Source organism: Paenibacillus sp. E222 (genome assembly GCF_013401555.1).
Lineage (GTDB): Bacteria > Bacillota > Bacilli > Paenibacillales > Paenibacillaceae > Paenibacillus.
On sequence record NZ_CP058552.1, the window covers coordinates 5745207 to 5764537 of the forward strand.

A 19331-nucleotide genomic window follows, 5' to 3' on the forward strand; every position below is an offset into this window, starting at 1 on the left:
TGAAGTTATATAATCTAAACTTATATTAACATACATAATATATATTTTATTTATGTATCTGTTCACTTTATAGTTGAAGTATGAAATCCAATACAGGCAATTGGAAAGGAACAGATAACGATGAACAATGTGAATGGTTTTACTCAACAGCAAACCTGGACTCAAGTCGACGATTATTTGAACGCCTTATTAATCCCCTCGGATTCCCTGCTGGAGCAGGCCCTACGTACCAATGTAGAAGCCGGCTTGCCTGCTCATGATGTAACGCCTAATCAAGGGAAATTGCTTCAGCTCCTGCTTCAAATACAGGGCGCAACACGTGTGCTGGAAATCGGGACGCTTGGCGGATACAGTACGATCTGGATGGCCAGAGCCCTTCCCGAACACGGACATATTGTCACACTGGAAGCAGATCCACGCCATGCAGAGATGGCACAAGCCAACCTCACGCGTGCAGGACTTATGCACAAGGTTGACCTTCGAGTTGGTCCTGCCCTGACTACCCTTCCCGACGTTCAGGAAGAGTACAGAGAGCCCTTTGATTTTATCTTCATCGATGCTGACAAACCGAGTAATCCAGACTATTTGCGTTGGGCGCTGCGTCTGGCACGTCCAGGAAGTCTGATTATTGGCGACAACATCGTCAGGGACGGTGAAGTTATCAATGCAGACAGTACGGACAACAGGGTTAAGGGCGTTCAGTCTTTCCTGAAATTAATTGCAGATAACCCGCGTCTTGAAGCTACCGCACTGCAAACTGTAGGCAGTAAAGGCTACGATGGATTCGTGATTGCCCGAGTGCTGGAATCCCCCACTGCAAAATAAACAGTGGTCAATTCTTCCGCAAATCCCCCATTCCTGTTAAACTAAACTTACTGCACAGGCAGACTGGGGGAAACCACTTGAGACTTCTACAACAGATTCATGCTGAAATTCGGGGCTGGTCCCGCAATATTCAATTGTTTTTTCTAGCAAGCATCTTGTATCAGATCGGAAATGGCATGTTCTCTGTCTTGTACAATCTGTACATTCAGGGTCTCGGCTACAATGATACAATGAACGGCCAGATTGTAAGTATTCAATCACTTGCGACAGCGATTATGTTTGTTCCTATTGGACTATGCGGCGATTTCTTCAGCCGGAAGCGGCTGCTGATTACCGGCGCATTGTTCAGTGGAATCTTTCTGATTGGCCGTTCCTTCGATTATTCCGCCAGCGGACTGATCTGGTTTGCTGTATTTTCAGGACTTTTCGCTGGCGTATTTCAGGTACTGGCCATTCCCTTCCTCGCTGAGAATGTGAAGAAAAGTCAACGACTGAAGATGTTCAGCTACTACTCTTCCCTCGTACTCGCTTCTCAGGTACTCGGCAGCTTGGGTGGTGGCGTTTTTGCAGACCTGCTTCATACGGCTGGTCTTGCCAAAGTCACTGGATTGCAGACGGTATTATTCGTAGGTGGGGCAGCTACACTGGTTGCGTTTATTCCGATGTTGTTTGTATCCGAGGATAAGAAGGCACCACAAGCGGATACTCCGGCGCAACCTGTCACTGAATCTGCAACATCTGCAACGGATGATAAGCAGGGTGTCGTTCATTCCTCAGAACAAGGCAGCAAGAACGATACTCTAAGCCAAAAGAAAGATTCCCGTTTGATCGGTCAATTTGTCATAACCCAATTATTAATCGGGTTTGGCTCCGGACTGGTTGTGCCTTATTTGAATCTGTATTTCACCAACCGTTTTTCGGTATCCTTAAGTGCCATGAGTCTGCTCATTTCATTGGGTCAGATCATGACCATTGTATCAATGCTGATTGGACCTACACTTGCTGCTAAGGTGGGAAGTGTTCGAGCGGTCGTCATATTTCAGGTCATGTCACTGCCCTTCCTGCTGTTGACCGGCTTCACGAATCTGCTGCTCATCGCTTCAGTCAGTTTCTTATTCAGACAAGCGCTGATGAATGCAGCCAACCCGATTCAATCCGCCATTCTGGTGGACAGAGTATCGGACAAACGCCGAGGAATCGCCAATTCACTGATGCAGACCGCCTTTATGATTGGGTGGGCTACGATGGGACCCGTTCAATCCTATCTCGTGACCACTTATGGCACGTATTGGGGTTACGCGATCACGTTCAGCATTACAGGCAGTTTATACGTGATTTCCTCGCTGATGTACTATATGATGTTCAAAGAACCGAAGCCTTCTGCCCGTGTTCTCGCGGCGAACAGATAAATGATAACCATTCAGCAGGACAGTGGATGAATCAGCTCCCTGTCCTGCTTCGTAATGAGCCAATCACCGTCCAAGGATCAATCATTGTATCTTATCATCAGGAGTGATCTTACATGTACTTCAATCTACCTCATGCAGCCGAAAGACAACGCGGATGGAACTGATGCACAAGCTCGGTTCCCACATTGTCTTTCGTTTTTTTCTAAGTTTAGGTGTCTCTGTTCTTGGCGGGTTACTATTTACAGTAATACATACCCCCATCCCTTGGCTTCTTGGCCCGATGATTTTTATGCTGGTTGGTTCACAGATTGCCAAGCTGCCGCTCGTGTGGCCCACTTCCATTCGAGACTACAGTATTCTAATCGTGGGTTACTCTATCGGATTAACACTGACGGAAGAAGCGCTGCAAGGCATTTTGCACCAGCTGCCTATGATGCTGCTCATGACCCTGCTCTTAATCGGATTATGTACATTAACCGCTTATGCTGCTTCAAAGCTGACAGACTTTGACTTCCCCTCCCTGCTGGTTGGCAGCATTCCTGGCGGACTGTCCCAGATGGTCTCCCTTGCGGATGAGATGAAATCCATCAATCTGACGCTCGTTACTTTTTTGCAGGTCACGCGGCTGATCATGATTGTATTCTGTGTTCCGTTCCTGCTGTTCAGTCCATGGATCGGCGGAACGACAGGTGGAGGCACAGATCAGCCAATGATCGAGATAGCAACTTGGGCAGCACTCTTTCCCGAAATCTTGCTCTATGCCCCGCTCTGTGTCGCTGGTGCATGGTTTGCACGCAAGCTTCGGTTTCCGACAGCATTTATGCTTGGACCCATGATCGTCATGTGTGTTATTCAATTAAGCACAACGATGCACACACCCAATCTGCCGTCGTCCCTGCTTAATATTTCGCAATTGATGATTGGAAGTCATGTGGGTCTGATGCTTCGTCCTCAGCAGCTGCAACGCAAGATGCAGACCGTAACAATCGCAATCACGAGCAGTGTTCTCCTCATTGCAGGTTCGCTTGGCTTGAGCTATATATTAACGAAGATGTTCTCCCTCTCGGCGGCTACATCATTGCTGAGCATGGCACCTGGCGGAATGGACCAGATGAGCATCATGGCCCATGAAGTCCATGCCAACCTATCGGTGGTGTCCGGATATCAGTTGTTTCGCATCTTATTTATATTCTTTATCGTCTCTTCACTCCTTAAGATGATTCTCATGCATATGTTGAGGAAAAAAGATGCGATTACCCGCTCTTCGATCACGTAAATAATAAGTAGACATAGCAAAGAGAGTATCCGCCTGATTTCCAACCTGCGGATACTCTCTTTTATGTGTATACTCAAGTTATGAATAAACCCGACTATACATCCAGCTTACAATGCCTACGGTTACAACTGCCGTCCCAATAATAAATGCATAATAGCCAAGTTTGCTTTTTGCCCCTGATGTCTGCTTGTCATAGAAGTCTGAGTTTCGCCTGTAGAATCCCATCCACAGTTCTCCAATCATATTCACAACGATCATTACAAACCGTTTGGCAAGTTCCATTCATCCCATACCCCTTTCTTATCTCAAACCCCTTCCATATTAAGTATAATTTATCCTTTTCCCTTAAAACAACTCTGTCACGCTGAACTCGGTGCAGTTTCCTGCTCCAGCCAGCTCAATCGTTCAAATGCCTCCTGATCCGTGCTGCCACACATCTCTTCCGAAGCCTGCAATCCGCTGCATACAGCAGGGCGCTCTTTCTGACCAAAGATTCCGCAGCGATTGTCCTCCGTCAGCTGCACACAGCGCACACCTGCCGGCTTACCGTCAGCCATTCCGGGTATCGGCGATGAGATCGAAATTGCAATACAGCATGCGGCACAGCCTGTCCTGCATTCCATAATTATCGTCCTCCTTCCATTTCCCGTATTTAACCTGATCCACGATTCACCCACGTCCACGTTCGCGCCAAACCTTGTGCAATTCTGCGATTCATAGCTCCATTCGAGAAATATCCGCCATGACTCAACGGATTCCAGCTCCCGATTACACCGCCAGAGTTAATTTCCACGTCTTCGTTGACCGCTGCCTCATAGGCCGGATCAATAGGTCGCAGCGGGTAACCCAGAATATCATCCCGATCATAGAAATTAATCCATTCCCCTTCCAGCCCAGGAAAGTACTGCCCTGCCAACGGTGAAGGAACCTGAATCGGTCGGCTAAAATCATTGTAACGTAAGCTCCATAATGGTAACGTCGTTCCAAAGGAATAAAAGTTCGTTAAGGTATCACCCCGTTCCAATGCGGAAGTAACATCCACGATGGAAGGTGTGCGACTAGACGGATATTGCAGATCATAGAAAAAATTACTTGCAATCACCGCGCCCAAACTATGTGCAATGATACAGAGTGGAGCTTCTGGCCCATTCCGCTGTGCAAGTGCGTGCATCGCCCGATTCAGCGTATAATGTACCGCATCATAGTTATGCCCTTGATTTTCCACAGGTTGATACGCGACGGCATCAGCCAGATAATGTATAACAAATCGACGCAGCACTTGATAGTTCAATCCCTGAGAGCTGACAAGCTGCTGAAACAGCGCCTCTTCCCGATCCTCAAATACGTCAGCCCAAAATACGGGCTCAATATCCAGCATCTGTTTGGCTGCTCCCGGCAACACCATAACCTGATCCAATTCCTTATGCAAACGCGAAATCAGTGTATCCGCATAATTTTCCTTTTGCATACCCAGACCATGAATGACCATTACCGCAACACGAGTCATGGCTCTCCTCCTCCGTCCATTGACTAGCCACTCTCTTTGAACCATATGAACTTCTCAACGTGAACATGCATAGTCCTGATGAACATGCTTTCCGATCGCTGTGAACATGAGACTTTGCCACATACATTCTAGATACAGTTTACCACGATATAAATAAAAAAAAACGAGCTGCATCAAGGTCACCCTACACAAATTGGCATGCGTTCAGCTTGATCTCGGTATCAGGATGAAAAAAGAAGCTGCGAATATCGCAGCTCCCCATTTGTTCGTCAATTTAGCCTTTCAAATGAATCTTAAGCACACCGTTCTGGTTGGATGTTACATCACCAGTAGTGACCTCCACTCGATCAACCATGTCCTGACCGTCCGGAATAATGATTGGCGTAATGAGCGGATAGCCCGCAGCTTCAATCACTTTACGGTCGAATTCAAGCAACGTTTGCCCGGCTCTTACCTTCTCTCCAGCTTCAACGTGCATGTTAAAACCTTCGCCTTTGAGTGATACCGTATTGATCCCGACATGAATCAGAATCTGCAATCCACTCGCGTGCTCAAGAATGACAGCGTGTTTGCTCTTGATGACATGGGCAACCTGAGCGTCAAACGGGGCAACGACCTGATTGCCAGAAGGTTCAATGGCAACCCCTTCACCCATTTGTTTCTCTGCAAATGCCGGATCAGGTACTTGCTCCAGTGGAACAGCTGTACCCGTTAATGGTGCCATGATTTCCAGTGTATTCACAGGCTCATCCGCCACCTGAGCAGCACTGCGTGTGCGTGGCTCTGCAACTGCATTTGTTGTAGTTGTGCCAGAAGCTGATTTCGCTGTAGGCGTTTGACCACCAGCTACAGTAGCTTGATCTGCGTTGCGGTCTTCTTTTCTCAACTTCGCTCTTCCGAAAATAACAGTCAGTACAAACGGAACAACCAGTACAATCGCCATACCGATGAAGAATACTCCCCATTTGTTCGGGAAAATGGACAGGAATCCAGGTACCCCACCTACACCGATAGAGGTGGCCTGAACATTATTTATCGTGAGCAGTACACCGCCGATCGCAGAACCGACCATCCCGAAGATAAACGGATAACGATAACGGATATTCACCCCGAAGATCGCCGGCTCGGTTACCCCGAGGAAGGCCGAGACGGATGAAGTTGCCGCAAGTCCTCTCATTTTCTTCTCACGAAGCACAAGCATCATGGCAAGTGCGGCAGAACCTTGCGCGATATTGGACAGTGCCAGCATCGGCCACAGGAACGTTCCGCCCTGGCTACCAATCAACTGTACGTCTACCGCCAGGAACGTGTGGTGCATTCCTGTAATAACGAGCAATGCGTACAGTCCACCGTAGATCAGACCGCCCAGAGCCGCGTACGAATCGTATATATAGATCAAGCCGGATGTAATTCCATTCGCAATGGCAAACGTAACCGGACCAATGATTGTAAATGCCAGGAAGCCGGTAATCAATAAAGTGACAGGTGCAACAACCAGCAATTTGATCGAATCATGCACCCTTTTGTTCAGGAAAATCTCCAGCTTGGCAAGCAGATAGGCTGATACCAATACCGGCAGAACCTGCCCCTGATAACCGATCTTCTCAATATGCCAGCCGAACAGATTCCACGTAGGCACGGTGCCTTCGTTGACTGCATTGGCGTAGCCATAAGCACTCAGCAGATCGGGATGTACTAGGATCAGACCAAGGACAATCCCGAGCAACGGACTGCCGCCGAACCTTGTTACCGCGGACCAACCAATTAACGCAGGCAGGAAGGTAAAGGCTGTGCTCGCGATGGTATTAATAATAGATGCGAGGTCCTTCCATGCCGGATATACATCCACCAATGATTTTCCATCAAAGAATATGCCTGGTCCTGTCAGAATGTTATTAATACCGAGCAAGAGACCGGCCGTGATGATGGCTGGCAGGATCGGGATGAAGATGTCCGATAGCGTTTTGATCGCACGCTGGATCGGGTTCTGCTTTTTACCCGCAACGGCCTTCACGTCATCCTTGGAAGCGCGTTCGCCTCCGGTAATCTGAATCATTTCATCATACACTTTATCCACAAGCCCAGGTCCGATAACTACCTGGAATTGTCCTTGAGAGGAGAACTGGCCTTTGACCAGATCGTTCTGTTCCAGACTTGCTGTATCTACTTTACTTTCGTCGTACAGGGCGAACCGGAGGCGTGTGACACAATGCGTTGCAGCTTCAATATTTTCTTTGCCGCCGACCGCGCGTACGATCTCCTCAACCTGTTTTTTATCCATTGCCATATTGTCACTTCCCATTTATATAATGTGAATTAGTCCTGTTGCGGTACAAGCCACATATAGGATGAATACGGGCTCAGGGAGATTACTTGCTCGACTGCAGGCGATACCTCCGTATTGCCAATCAGCAGCTCTGCGGATTTACCCGCAATGTGGTCATTCCAGACGGCCTCCGAGAAAGCAAAAGTTACGTCCCGCTTGCTAAAGTTGGACACGACAAGCAACGTTTCGCTTCCATTGGTCCGGGCGTAGGCGAATACATCCGGATGTGCATCGTCCAAACGTTCATACAGACCGTCGGTCAGCACACGAACCTGTTTGCGCAGAGCAATCAGCTTGCGATAATGATAATAGATTGAATTCGGGTCAGCCATCTGCTGAGCCACATGAATCGACGGATATCGTTCATCCACTTTGATCCACGGTGTACCTGTTGTAAATCCGGCATTCTCGCTTCCATCCCATTGCATCGGTGTCCGGGAATTGTCCCGGGAACGCTCTTTCACAATTTGGAATGCTTCCTCGGCGGATTTGCCCCGTTCTTCCTGAAGCAGTCGGTACATATTGGTCGATTCAATATCACGGAACTCGCTAACGTCGTTCCAGACCGGATTCGGCATCCCGATCTCTTCACCCTGGTATACGTAAGGTGTTCCCTGCATGCCATGAATGGTCGTAGCAAGCATTTTGGCACTCTCCGCACGATAATCGCCATCATCAGCGAAACGAGACAACGCCCGCGGTTGATCATGGTTGTTCAGGAACAACGCATTCCATCCGCCACCTGCCTGCATACCTGTCTGCCACTCACTAAAGAGTTGTTTCATCGCTTCAAAATCGTAAGGCATCAGTTCCCACTTCTGTCCATTCGGATAATCCACTTTCAGATGGTGGAAGTTAAACGTCATGGAGAATTCCCGGGAAGCAGGGTTCGAATATTTGATACAGTGCTCCAGTGTAGTGGAGGACATCTCCCCAACCGTTACCATATTGTGTGGACCAAACACCTCTTCATACATCTCTGTAATGTACTCATGCACACGCGGTCCATCGGTGTAGAACTTGCGTCCGTCGCCTGGGGAAACGCTACCATCATCGTCGGGGAAACGCTGGTCCTTGGAGATCAGATTGATGACGTCCATACGGAAACCATCTACACCCTTCTCTGCCCAGAACTTGATCATGTCTCGTACTTCCTGGCGTACCTGCTCGTTCTCCCAATTCAAATCAGCCTGTGTTTTGTCAAACAACGTCAGGAAATATTGTCCTGTCTGCTCATCATACTGCCATGCAGGTCCGCCGAACTTGGATTGCCAGTTATTCGGCACACCGCCGTCCGGAGCAGGGTCCTTCCAAATATAATAATCGCGATACGGATTATCCTTGGAAGAACGCGATTGCTGGAACCACTCATGATCCGTAGAAGAGTGATTCACCACGATATCAATCATCAGCTTCATGTCACGTGCCTTCAGACCTTTAAGCAGTTCGTCAAAATCCTCCATCGTACCAAAATCCGGATTAATCCGATAATAGTCCGCCACATCGTAACCGTTATCATGCTGTGGTGAGACATATACGGGCTGCAGCCACACGATATCAATACCGAGGTGCTGCAAGTAATCCAGCTTTTCGGTCAATCCCCGAATGTCTCCGGTACCCGATCCAGTTGTATCGTTGAAACTCTTGGGATATACCTGATACACCGTGGAAGTCTTCCACCACGATGATGAAGTTGTGTTGGTTGAACTCATGTTAACGCCTCCAATAAATTGTATTGCTTATGTGGTTCTCTTGGCCTAACTTCATTTATATATTACATAACTAAACATGTATATACAAGTTGAAACTTCAATATGCTATCTTTTTCCTCTTCTACACATTCCCCATTAATGATTCCTCTGTAACAATTATTTTGCTGCTTACGTTCGTAAACACCATGATATCTGTATCTGAAACGAAAAAAACCGTCTGTTCCCCCATGATTTCATGAGGATAAACAGACGGTTTAAATGTATAGAAATGATGAGTTAAAAATTCATACGAAGCTCGTTCACTTCCTGTTTCTTACAACATGTCCGTCGAAACCATTCCTTTCCCCTGTTCCCTTTTGTTCAACTTCACCGAGGACAAGGACGCTTGTTCTTCTCTCTCCAGCTCTTCGGCACTAATCTCCCCGGAAAGCACAGCCCGCATGCGTTTTTGGTCCAACAGCCCTTCCCATTTCGCAACTACAAATGCCGCAACACAGTTGCCCATCAAATTCGTGAATACTCGCATCGTATCCATGAAGCGATCCGCACCAAGCAGTAAGGCAACAGCTGCTACCGGGAATGCATTCAGGGCCGCTGCTGTAGCAGACAAAGCTAGGAATGCGGAGCCAGGTACACCCGCCATACCTTTGGAGCTAAGCATTAATACCAGTAAAATCGTAATCTCTTGTCCAAGTGTCAGATCAATGCCAACCGCTTGAGCCAGAAAAACGGTCGCCAGCGACAGGTAGATCGAGGCTCCGTCCAGATTGAACGAGTACCCTGTTGGAACCACGAGACCGACGACAGCACGATCACAGCCTGCTTTGGTCAACTTGTCCATCATGCGGGGCATAACAACTTCCGAGGAACCTGTGCCAATCGCCAGCATCACTTCGGAACGTGTATATTTTACAAATTGCAAAAAGTTCAGCCCTGTAATCCACCAGCCAGCCAGTGCAAGCATCACCAGAAACAGTAATGCTGCTCCGTAACAGGCAATAATCAGCAAACCGAAAGAGGAAAGTGTAGATGCCCCATACGCTCCAACGGTGTACGCCATGGCTCCGAAGGCTCCGATGGGTGCCAGTTTCATAATGTACCCAATAATGCGGAACAAGATGCCCAATACATTTTCAATCAGCGTCAGCACATTCTCCTTCGCCTTACTTTCCGATGCTGCCAAGGCTGTCCCGAACAAACAGGCAACGAGCAGCACTTGCAGCAATGCATTTTGTGCAAAGGCATCTACAATACTTGTTGGAATAATGTTCATGATAAAGTCGACGACATGCGGCAGTTCAGAGCCATTGGTTTTGGCTTCGATCCCACTTGCATCAAGGGTCGAGGGGTCCACGTTCATGCTTGCACCCGGACGAAGCAGGTTGGCTGTGCCGAGTCCAAGGACCAGAGCAACCGTCGTTGCGATTTCGAACCATAGAATGGCTTTGAACCCAATCCGTCCAACTGATTTCAGATCACCGATTTTGGCTATGCCTGTCACGATCACCATAAAGATTAATGGAGCAATGATCATTTTGATCAGCTTGATAAAACCTGTTCCGAGCGGCTGCAGCAGACTGCCCAGATCAGGCCACAGAATGCCTACACCAATCCCGATGATAACCGCTACAATGATTTGAAAAAACAATGATTTCACAAATGACATGAACGCTCCCCCTGTTTTTCGGTCAATTCGGATTTCCGTTTGGTTTCCGTGTAATTTTTTATAACATTGCAGCAGAACTTCAACAATGGGATTTCAAGGTTTTTGTCATGCGGACCAACTATGGCGTACTAAATTGAACTTAAAACCGAAAAAAGACGAATATCACGTCAGTTATGTTGACGTGATATTCGTCTTTAGCTTTGTATTGCTTTTATGATTGAACAGTGATTAATAGAGCATTACAGGGTTAGGGATTGTCCCGGTGCCAGCACACGGCCTTCCAGACCTTTGGAAGCAAGCTGCTCCACAAACTTCTCGGCATCCTGACGAATCACGGGGAACGTATCATAATGCACCGGAATCGTCAGCTTCGCATTGAACCATTCAGCGGCTTGCAAAGCATCCTCCGGTCCCATGGTGAAATGTCCACCAATAGGCAGTAGTGCTACGTCGATATCATGACGGTCACCAATCATTTTCATATCACCGAACAAGCTAGTGTCACCGGCATGCAAAATGGTTTTGCCACCAATGTTAATAATATATCCTGCAGGCAATCCTGCGTACATGATCCGTTGTTCCTCTTCCAGCACAATTCCGGACGTATGGAAAGCCTGAATCATTTTGGCTTGCGCAAAGCCTAGATCCACCGTTCCACCCATGTTCATACCAAGGGTGTCCAGTCCTTTCCATGACATATATGTAGCCAGTTCCACAATCGCAACCACCTTGGCATTGTTAGCCTTGGCGATCGGTTCAGCATCCAAAATGTGATCCATATGTGCATGTGTCAGTAAAACGGCATCGGTCTTGATGTCTTCCGGTTTGGTGACAGCAAGTTCATTGCCACGCAGGAAAGGATCAATGATTAACGACTTCTCTTCTGTGCCCAGTTGTACACTGGAGTGTCCGTGGTAAGTAATATTCAGCAACTTGGTATCCTCCTGACATATGCGTTCGTTTGGTTTGATTTTCAACCTATATTATAATTCAAAACTCTTCGCCAAAGCAAAATGACGCCTCATCGCTGCATTCGGTAAACTCGTGCTTCGTAAGGCTGAAGAAGAATCGCTCCCTTATCGGTGGAATAACGTCTGCTTACATTGCTGATGACCGTCTTGGCATTTTCTTGATTCCATCCCTCAGGCCATTCCATCTCCGGCTCATGTTCACGGAAATTCAGAATAACGAGCATCTGCTCATCATCCAGCGTTCGGGTATAGGCATAGATATCGGGATCATCCGGCAAAAGCAGCTCATATGCCCCATAGATGAGTACTTTATGTTGTTTGCGAAGTGCGATCAGTTTACGGTAATAATGCAAAATGGACTGGGGATCACGTTCGGCATCCTCCACATTAATCTCAGGATAATTCGCATTCACCTGAATCCATGGCTCACCATCGGTAAATCCGGCATGTTTCGTATCATCCCACTGCATCGGTGTACGGGCATTATCACGACTCTTGCGCCAGATTGCTTGCATGACTTCATGCTTCGCTCGCCCCTGACCGATATGATGCCGATAATAATTCATTGTCTCAATATCCCGATAATCCTCAATATCAGGAAAAGCAACATTGGTCATGCCGATCTCTTCCCCTTGATAAATATAAGGCGTACCCTCCAAAGTGAGCATCCACGTAGCCAGCATCTGGGCAGAGCGCACCCTGTACTTTCCATCATCACCGAAACGGGATACCGGACGCGGCTGGTCATGATTGCCCATGTAATTGGCATTCCAGCCTCTGTCATGCAGCACGGTTTGCCAGTTGCTCATAATTTCTTTCAGCTCGGGCAGCTTCCACTCCCGATAGTTCCATTTGCCGATTCCGGATGATTGAGCGTCCACAAACATATGCTCAAACTGGAATACCATATTGAGCTCATTCCGATCTGTCCCAACATAGGCCAGCGCCTGTTCCGGTCCAAGCCCGGAAGTCTCTCCAACAGTCATTGGACCATAAGGCTTCAGGATCATGTCGTTAAGTTTGTTCAGAATCGAATGGACCTGCTCGAGGTTGGAAAAAAGCTGATACGCAGGAACAACCGGCAGATTATCCGGATTATGTGCGCTGGGTAACCCATCCGCCTTGGCGATATGCGCCACCGCATCGAAACGGAAACCATCCACCCCCTTTTCCAACCACCAATGCACCATCTCATACATCTCTTCTGCCATCTGTGCATTGTTCCAATTCAGGTCAGGCTGGTGTTCCGTATAAAGATGCAAATAATATTCATTCGTCTCCGGATCATGCTTCCACACAGAACCCCCAAAGTAGGACTCCCAGTTGTTTGGAACCTGACCATTTTTACCTGAACGCCAAATATAATAATCCCGTTTCGGATTCACTTTCGATGAACGTGACTCGGCAAACCACGCATGTTCATCCGACGTATGATTCAGCACCAGATCCATCATGATCTTGAGACCACGCTTGTGTGCTTCCGCCAGCAAACGGTCAAAATCCTCCATCGTCCCATATTTGCGCAAAATGGAGTAATAATCACGGATATCATATCCGTTATCATGACCAGGTGAATCGTAAATAGGACAGATCCAAATGACATCCACACCCAGATCAGTCAAATAATCGAGCTTGTCATATATCCCCTGCAAGTCACCCTGACCGTCTCCATCCGAATCTTTGAAGCTGTTGGGATAGATCTGGTACACCACACTCTCTTTCCACCAAACGATATAGACCACCTCGCTTTCATCACTCTTTACTATATAACCCGTTAGTATGTTTTATCCGAAATGTGCCTCTTATAAACAGAAAAGATCCATGAACACCAAAAGACCCGATCATTGACCGCTATTCGCAGTTCATTTTCGAGTCCTTCTCTGTGGGTATATGATTAAGGCAAATCCTACGTATCCAATCCAGGCACCCACCGTATTCAAAATAATGTCATCGACATCAAACGAACCCACACGGGTAATCAATTGTGTAATCTCAACAGCAAACAAAAGTAAGATGACAATTCCTGTAAATGGTAAAAACCTCCGGCACCTGCGGAATAACCAGGGAATCCATATCCCAAGCGGGATGAACAAGACAATATTCCCAAACAGGTTTTTCACCCAGGCTTCCGTGGAGTATCTGTTCTTTTCAAAAAGCAGGGGCTTGATAGTTTCTAATGGTACCAGATTATATTGATAATTCACGCCAGGCGTTCTCTCGCTGACAAAGAGCAAGTTACCCATAATCAACACATATAACCATGCCATACATGCGACGATTGTGAGCATCCACCTGGTGTGAAGCCACGAACGTTCGTTCATTTTCTCATATCCTCCGACCTTTTTTCCGTGGAGAGCGGTATGGTCTATTTTAAAGGGATATCCATCTTCATGTCCAGCTGCTCAGGCGTGGACTTCCATACAATTCTGAATCAGACTATTCTGTTACAACTCTCAACATACCAAAATCCCCTTGTGCAACAAGGAGCGATCTCTGATGAAGGTATATGAACCCGACAGAGATCAATCTAGTGTACAAGGGGATTATTTCATTGTTAAACCATAATTATTTAACCTTTCCAGTGTCCGGATACCGGATGAATACCCCAGATGTCCGTCGCATATTCACTGATGGTGCGATCACTGGAGAAAATGCCAGAGTGAGCGGCATTCAGCACCGCCTTGCGTGTCCAGCCCGATACATCGCGGTAGGCCGAATCAATGGCAGCATGTGCATCGGCATAGGCAGCAAAGTCACGTAACACAAAGTACTCGTCACCATGGGCCAGCAAGGAATCATAGATATCCCAGAATTCACCATCACGCTCACAGAACGCTCCCGGATGCACCAGCTGCTCCACAACCTCGCGAATCCGTTCATCCTGCTGCACAATCTCACTCGGCCGATAACTGCCAGAGCGGTAATATTCAAGCACTTCGTCTGCACTCAGACCAAAGATAAACATATTGTCTTGACCGACCTGCTCCGCCATCTCGACATTTGCGCCGTCCATGGTACCAATGGTTAATGCTCCGTTCATCATGAACTTCATGTTCCCCGTACCGGAGGCTTCCTTGCCTGCGGTTGAAATCTGTTCGCTGACGTCTGCGGCTGGGATGATTTTCTCTGCAAGAGAGACTGAATAGTTTTCTAGGAAAAATACCTGCAGGCGATCTTTCACGGCCGCATCGCGGTTGACTGTATCTGCCACCGTGTTAATCAACTTGATAATTTTTTTGGCAAAATAATAACTCGGCGCTGCCTTTGCTCCAAAAATGAACGTACGTGGCACGATATCAAACGAAGCATCGCTCTTGAGACGGTTATACAAATGCATAACATGCAGAATGTTCAGCAGCTGCCGTTTGTACCCATGCAGCCTTTTCACCTGTACATCAAAGATGGAATCCGGATTGACAGCCCTTCCGGTATGATCCAGGATGTACGCGGCCAGTCGCTCCTTATTATTACGTTTAATGGAATGGAAGTGCTGCTGGAATGAAGCATCGTCTGCAACGCCTACCAGCTCATTCAGTCTGCCTGGCTCCCTAATCCACTCACTTCCAATCGTATCGGTGATCAGAGTCGACAACTTCGGATTGGCATGCATCAGCCAGCGGCGATGGGTAATGCCATTGGTTTTGTTATTGAAGCGCTCCGGATAGAGTGCATAGAACGGAGCCATCTCCCGTTCCTTCAATATTTCGGTATGCAATGCCGCGACACCGTTGACGCTATGACTGCCCACAATCGCCAGATGAGCCATCCGCACCTGATCGTTCGCCACAATCGCCAGATGCTGAATACGATCCGGGTCTCCGGGATACCGTTCGAGCAGCATGCCGCAGAAACGTTTGTTGATCTCTTCAATAATCATGTAAATGCGTGGCAGCAGCTTGCTGATCATGGCCACAGGCCACTTTTCAAGCGCCTCACTTAGCGTTGTATGGTTGGTGTACGATACGGTGCGGGTCGTGATATCCCACGCTTCATCCCATCCATAACCTTTGACATCGATCAGAATACGCATCAGTTCGGGAATCACGAGTGTTGGATGCGTATCATTAATATGGAACGCCACTTTATCCGGCAATCGATCATACGAAAGCTCAAGCTTGTTAAATGTACGCAAAGCACTCTGTACGCCTGCGGAACACATGAAATATTGCTGCTTCAGACGAAGCAGCTTGCCCTCGTATTGGGAATCATCCGGATACAAAAACTCCGAGATCGATTCTACCGAACGGCTGTAATCCAGATATCCGTAATAGTTCGAAGGGGTATCGAGCGATGTCTCCCGTTTGGGCTCCGCACTCCACAATCGCAAGGTATTTACATGGGGCTGGCCATAAGCAATCACAGGCACATCATATGGTACAGCTACAACGGATTCGGCATCTTTCGTGACAAATTGATAATGTCCATCCTGTTCATAGGCTTCCACACGGCCCCAGAACTGCACTTCCACCTTTTTGTCCGGACGGCGCACTTCCCATTCATTGCCCTTCTCGAGCCAATTATCGGGTAGCTCCACCTGATTGCCGTTAATAATTTTCTGCTCAAACAAGCCATATTTATATCGGATTCCGCATCCATGTCCTGCATAACCGAGGGAAGCCAGTGAATCCAGAAAACAGGCTGCGAGTCTTCCCAGACCTCCGTTGCCGAGCCCTGCGTCCGCCTCCTGTTCTTCCACTTCTTCCAAAGAGAAGCCCAATTCAGCCAGACTGTCACGAACGAGTTCCAATTCATTCACATTTAACAGGTTGTTGCCGAGCAGACGTCCAATCAGGAATTCCAGCGAGAAGTAATAGACCTGTTTATCCTGGCGCTGCTTAAACCCCTGATTCGACGCCGCCCAATCCTGACCCGCGTATTCGCGAATCATGCTTCCAAGTACGTGATAGACATCCTCCTGCGTTGCTTCTGCTAATGGTTTGCCCAATTTGCTGACCAGATTGCGTCTAAAAATACTCTTGAACGTTTCCTTGTTGTCAAACAAAAGAAGGTTCCTCCCGGTGAAATCCTGTAGGATGGTGGCGGTTCATACACTCAAGTGCTCAATGTTCTGCAAAGTGGCCGTTACGGGTACGAATCGTTCTTTCGATCGCTGTTATCCCTGTATTTTCTTTATTCTATTATTCAGATGTGAAAATACAGTGATAAAGGCGAACGCTGCGCTTCTTCAGAATCGATTTCGTTCCCTCCACTACGTTTGCACGTTGGCAAGCACAATCGAAGTTGCATTTCAACTTTCGCTCATGAACCTTAAATCCATCCTACAGGATTTTTATTTTATATATATTTATAGATGATATCGGTTAAGTGTTGGTATTAGATAATAGTACTCTTCGCCAGAATATACGGGTTCGACGGGTCGCCGATCAGCGTCTGGCCGCCGCTTAGCTTTACATCTTTGTCGAGAATGACGTTCTCCAGAACGGCGCCTTCTCCGATGTAGCATTTTTGCATAATAATGGAGCCTTTAATTTTGGCCCCTTTCGCCACATGCACCCCACGGAACAGGATGCTGTCTTCCACTTCTCCACCCACAATGCAGCCGTTCGCGAGCAAGGAATGTTTCACCTCGGCAGTGTCCAGGTATTTAGCCGGAGCCTCGTATTTAATCTTGGTTTGAACAGGCTGTTCCTTGAACAGCTGCTCATACAGTCCGCTATTCAACAATTCCAGACTGTTGCGGTAATAGCTATCGATCGAATTGATCACGGCGTGATAGCCATCATAGGCATACGCCGCAATGTTCAAGCCATCCGGGTTTTTCTGAATCACATCACGGAAGAAATGGCTTTCCCCATGAGCGATGCAGCGCTGCACCTGGCGCAGGAAAAGTTCTTTTTCCATAATGAAAATTTCTGTATATATATTCGGGTGATCGGTGCTTTGGTGAATGTCCACCACATTACCGTTCCCGTCATCTTCAACTTTGACACAGGCGTCATGCTCAGGCAGCAGTTGATCCACTTTTTTGCAGACCAGCGTTACATCCGCGCCTTTGCTTATATGGTACCTGTATACATCCTGCAGATCTGCTTTGGTTACGTGCCGACTACCTGCGTGGACTACATATTGCCCTGAACCCCGGCGGAAGAAATCGAGATTATTGTGAAAATGCTGCAAATCCCCTTGTGACGTATCGGTTGGATCGTTCCAGTCCGGTGGTAAAATAAACATACCGCCATGCTTGCGATCCAGATCCCACGGCTTACCGTCTCCCAGATGATCCATGAGTGAACGGTACTTGCGACGAACAAAAACACCGATACTCTCAATGCCAGCATTCATCATATTGGATAATACAAAATCAATCAGACGGTAACGCCCGGCATAAGGCACCGCGGCTCCACAGCGAAAGTACGTCAATTCCTTCAATTCCTCAAGCTCATGGTCAAGGTTAATAACTCCGATCAATGGTTTCATCGCATGCACCGTCCTTTAGGTTTAGATTAGGCTTTACTTGTCATTCCCTCGAGAAGCTGACGTTCCAGTTCTTCCTGATCGACCAGTAATATATCACTTTCATCCTCAGGGGCGGGCGACAGATGTACTCCATCCGGGATCACCAATCCTTCGGCAATAATGGCTTTGTGAATACGTACATTTTGACCGATCTTCACTTTTGGCATGATCACTGAATCGGTTACGGAACTGTTCTCTCCCACCTCAATACCGTAGAACAACACCGAGTGTTTAACCTCACCATGTACCACACTGCCTTCACTAATGATGCAATTCCGCACCTTCGCTGATGGCGAGATGTATTGTGCAGGTTGGTTCGGATTACGTGTGAAAATACGCCAGTCCGGATCATTAAGATTAAACGGTGTGTCTTCGTCCAACAGGTCCATATTGGATTCCCACAGACTGCGAATGGTACCAACGTCTTTCCAATACCCTTCAAACGGATAAGCGTATAGTGATTTTTCATTTTCAAGCAGCAAGGGAATGATGTCTTTGCCAAAATCATAGGAGGTGGATGCCTGCTGTTCGTCCTGGATCAGGAAGCGTTTCAGTACATCCCACTTGAAGAGATAGATACCCATGGAAGCAAGCGTGCTCTTGGGTTCAGGAGGTTTTTCTTCGAATTCATAGATGCTATAGTCATCGTGGGTGTTCAGCACCCCGAACCGGCTGGCTTCTTCCAATGAGACATCAATGACCGATATGGTGCAATCTGCATCCTTTTCTTTATGGTATTGAAGCATTTTCTCGTAATCCATTTTATAGATATGATCCCCTGACAAGATGAGCACATGTTCAGGATCGAATTGTTCGATAAAATTCAGGTTACGGTAGATGGCATCCGCTGTACCGCGGTACCAGTTACTGCCGTCTTCACGTTCATGAGGAGGAAGTACATATACCCCGCCATTTTTGCGGTCCAGATCCCAATCACTGCCAATGCCGATATAGGAGTGCAGCACCAGAGGTTCATACTGGGTTAACACACCAACTGTGTCAATGCCAGAATTGGAGCAATTACTTAGAGGAAAATCAATGATGCGGTAGGTTCCGCCAAAATAAACAGCAGGCTTGGCCAGTGATTTGGTCAATCCCTTTAATCTTTTGCCTTGCCCTCCAGCGAGCAGCATCGCTACAACTTCTTTTTTTGCCATCATTA

The 19331-nt window shown here is 47.5% G+C and carries 15 protein-coding genes; 3 read left to right on the forward strand and 12 right to left on the reverse strand.

Annotation, left to right across the window (positions count from 1 at the left end; translation table 11 throughout):
• Positions 1-120 precede the first annotated feature (120 nt).
• The 3 genes from HW560_RS25335 to HW560_RS25345 all read left to right on the forward strand — a co-directional run bounded on the left by HW560_RS25335 (position 121) and on the right by HW560_RS25345 (position 3510).
• The gene (locus tag HW560_RS25335; protein ID WP_179265056.1) at positions 121-825 is read left to right on the forward strand and encodes an O-methyltransferase; all 705 of its coding nucleotides are present in this window, start codon (positions 121-123) and stop codon (positions 823-825) included.
• Between the two features lie 77 nt (positions 826-902).
• The gene (locus HW560_RS25340; RefSeq protein WP_179265057.1) at positions 903-2234 is read left to right on the forward strand and encodes an MFS transporter; all 1332 of its coding nucleotides are present in this window, start codon (positions 903-905) and stop codon (positions 2232-2234) included.
• A gap of 163 nt (positions 2235-2397) precedes the next feature.
• The gene (locus HW560_RS25345) at positions 2398-3510 is read left to right on the forward strand and encodes an AbrB family transcriptional regulator (RefSeq protein ID WP_257031434.1); all 1113 of its coding nucleotides are present in this window, start codon (positions 2398-2400) and stop codon (positions 3508-3510) included.
• A 78-nt stretch (positions 3511-3588) separates the two neighbouring features.
• On the opposite strand, the gene HW560_RS25350 is transcribed toward HW560_RS25345, so the two are convergent.
• From HW560_RS25350 to HW560_RS25405, 12 genes are all read right to left on the reverse strand, one after another.
• Entirely contained in the window at positions 3589-3792 is a 204-nt protein-coding gene (locus HW560_RS25350) for a hypothetical protein (RefSeq protein WP_090896787.1), read from the reverse strand.
• Positions 3793-3869: 77 nt separating this feature from the next.
• Positions 3870-4133, reverse strand: a complete 264-nt coding sequence (locus tag HW560_RS25355; RefSeq protein WP_024631858.1) for a YkgJ family cysteine cluster protein — start codon at positions 4131-4133, stop codon at positions 3870-3872.
• A 29-nt stretch (positions 4134-4162) separates the two neighbouring features.
• Complete coding sequence (locus HW560_RS25360; protein WP_090896785.1) at positions 4163-5017, reverse strand: chemotaxis protein; 855 nt, start codon at positions 5015-5017, stop codon at positions 4163-4165.
• A 274-nt stretch (positions 5018-5291) separates the two neighbouring features.
• On the reverse strand, positions 5292-7304 hold the full coding sequence (gene treP / locus HW560_RS25365) for a PTS system trehalose-specific EIIBC component (protein WP_179265058.1): 2013 nt from the start codon (positions 7302-7304) through the stop codon (positions 5292-5294).
• 29 nt (positions 7305-7333) lie between these two features.
• Positions 7334-9055, reverse strand: a complete 1722-nt coding sequence (gene treC, locus HW560_RS25370; protein WP_179265059.1) for an alpha,alpha-phosphotrehalase — start codon at positions 9053-9055, stop codon at positions 7334-7336.
• Positions 9056-9368: 313 nt separating this feature from the next.
• A complete protein-coding gene (gene dctA, locus HW560_RS25375) occupies positions 9369-10721 on the reverse strand; it encodes a C4-dicarboxylate transporter DctA (protein ID WP_111619012.1) in 1353 nt (450 codons plus the stop codon).
• Between the two features lie 239 nt (positions 10722-10960).
• Complete coding sequence (locus HW560_RS25380; protein WP_063563389.1) at positions 10961-11653, reverse strand: metal-dependent hydrolase; 693 nt, start codon at positions 11651-11653, stop codon at positions 10961-10963.
• An 89-nt stretch (positions 11654-11742) separates the two neighbouring features.
• Positions 11743-13434 carry a glycoside hydrolase family 13 protein gene (locus HW560_RS25385; RefSeq protein ID WP_090896770.1) on the reverse strand — a complete coding sequence of 564 codons (1692 nt, stop codon included), beginning with the start codon at positions 13432-13434 and terminating at the stop codon, positions 11743-11745.
• A gap of 120 nt (positions 13435-13554) precedes the next feature.
• Positions 13555-14013, reverse strand: coding sequence for a VanZ family protein (locus HW560_RS25390; RefSeq protein WP_090896767.1), 459 nt, complete (start codon positions 14011-14013; stop codon positions 13555-13557).
• Positions 14014-14261: 248 nt separating this feature from the next.
• Positions 14262-16694, reverse strand: a complete 2433-nt coding sequence (locus HW560_RS25395; protein ID WP_090896764.1) for a glycogen/starch/alpha-glucan phosphorylase — start codon at positions 16692-16694, stop codon at positions 14262-14264.
• A gap of 332 nt (positions 16695-17026) precedes the next feature.
• Positions 17027-18130, reverse strand: coding sequence for a glucose-1-phosphate adenylyltransferase subunit GlgD (glgD, locus tag HW560_RS25400; RefSeq protein WP_090896761.1), 1104 nt, complete (start codon positions 18128-18130; stop codon positions 17027-17029).
• A gap of 26 nt (positions 18131-18156) precedes the next feature.
• The gene (locus HW560_RS25405; RefSeq protein WP_090896758.1) at positions 18157-19326 is read right to left on the reverse strand and encodes a glucose-1-phosphate adenylyltransferase; all 1170 of its coding nucleotides are present in this window, start codon (positions 19324-19326) and stop codon (positions 18157-18159) included.
• Positions 19327-19331: the final 5 nt, after the last annotated feature.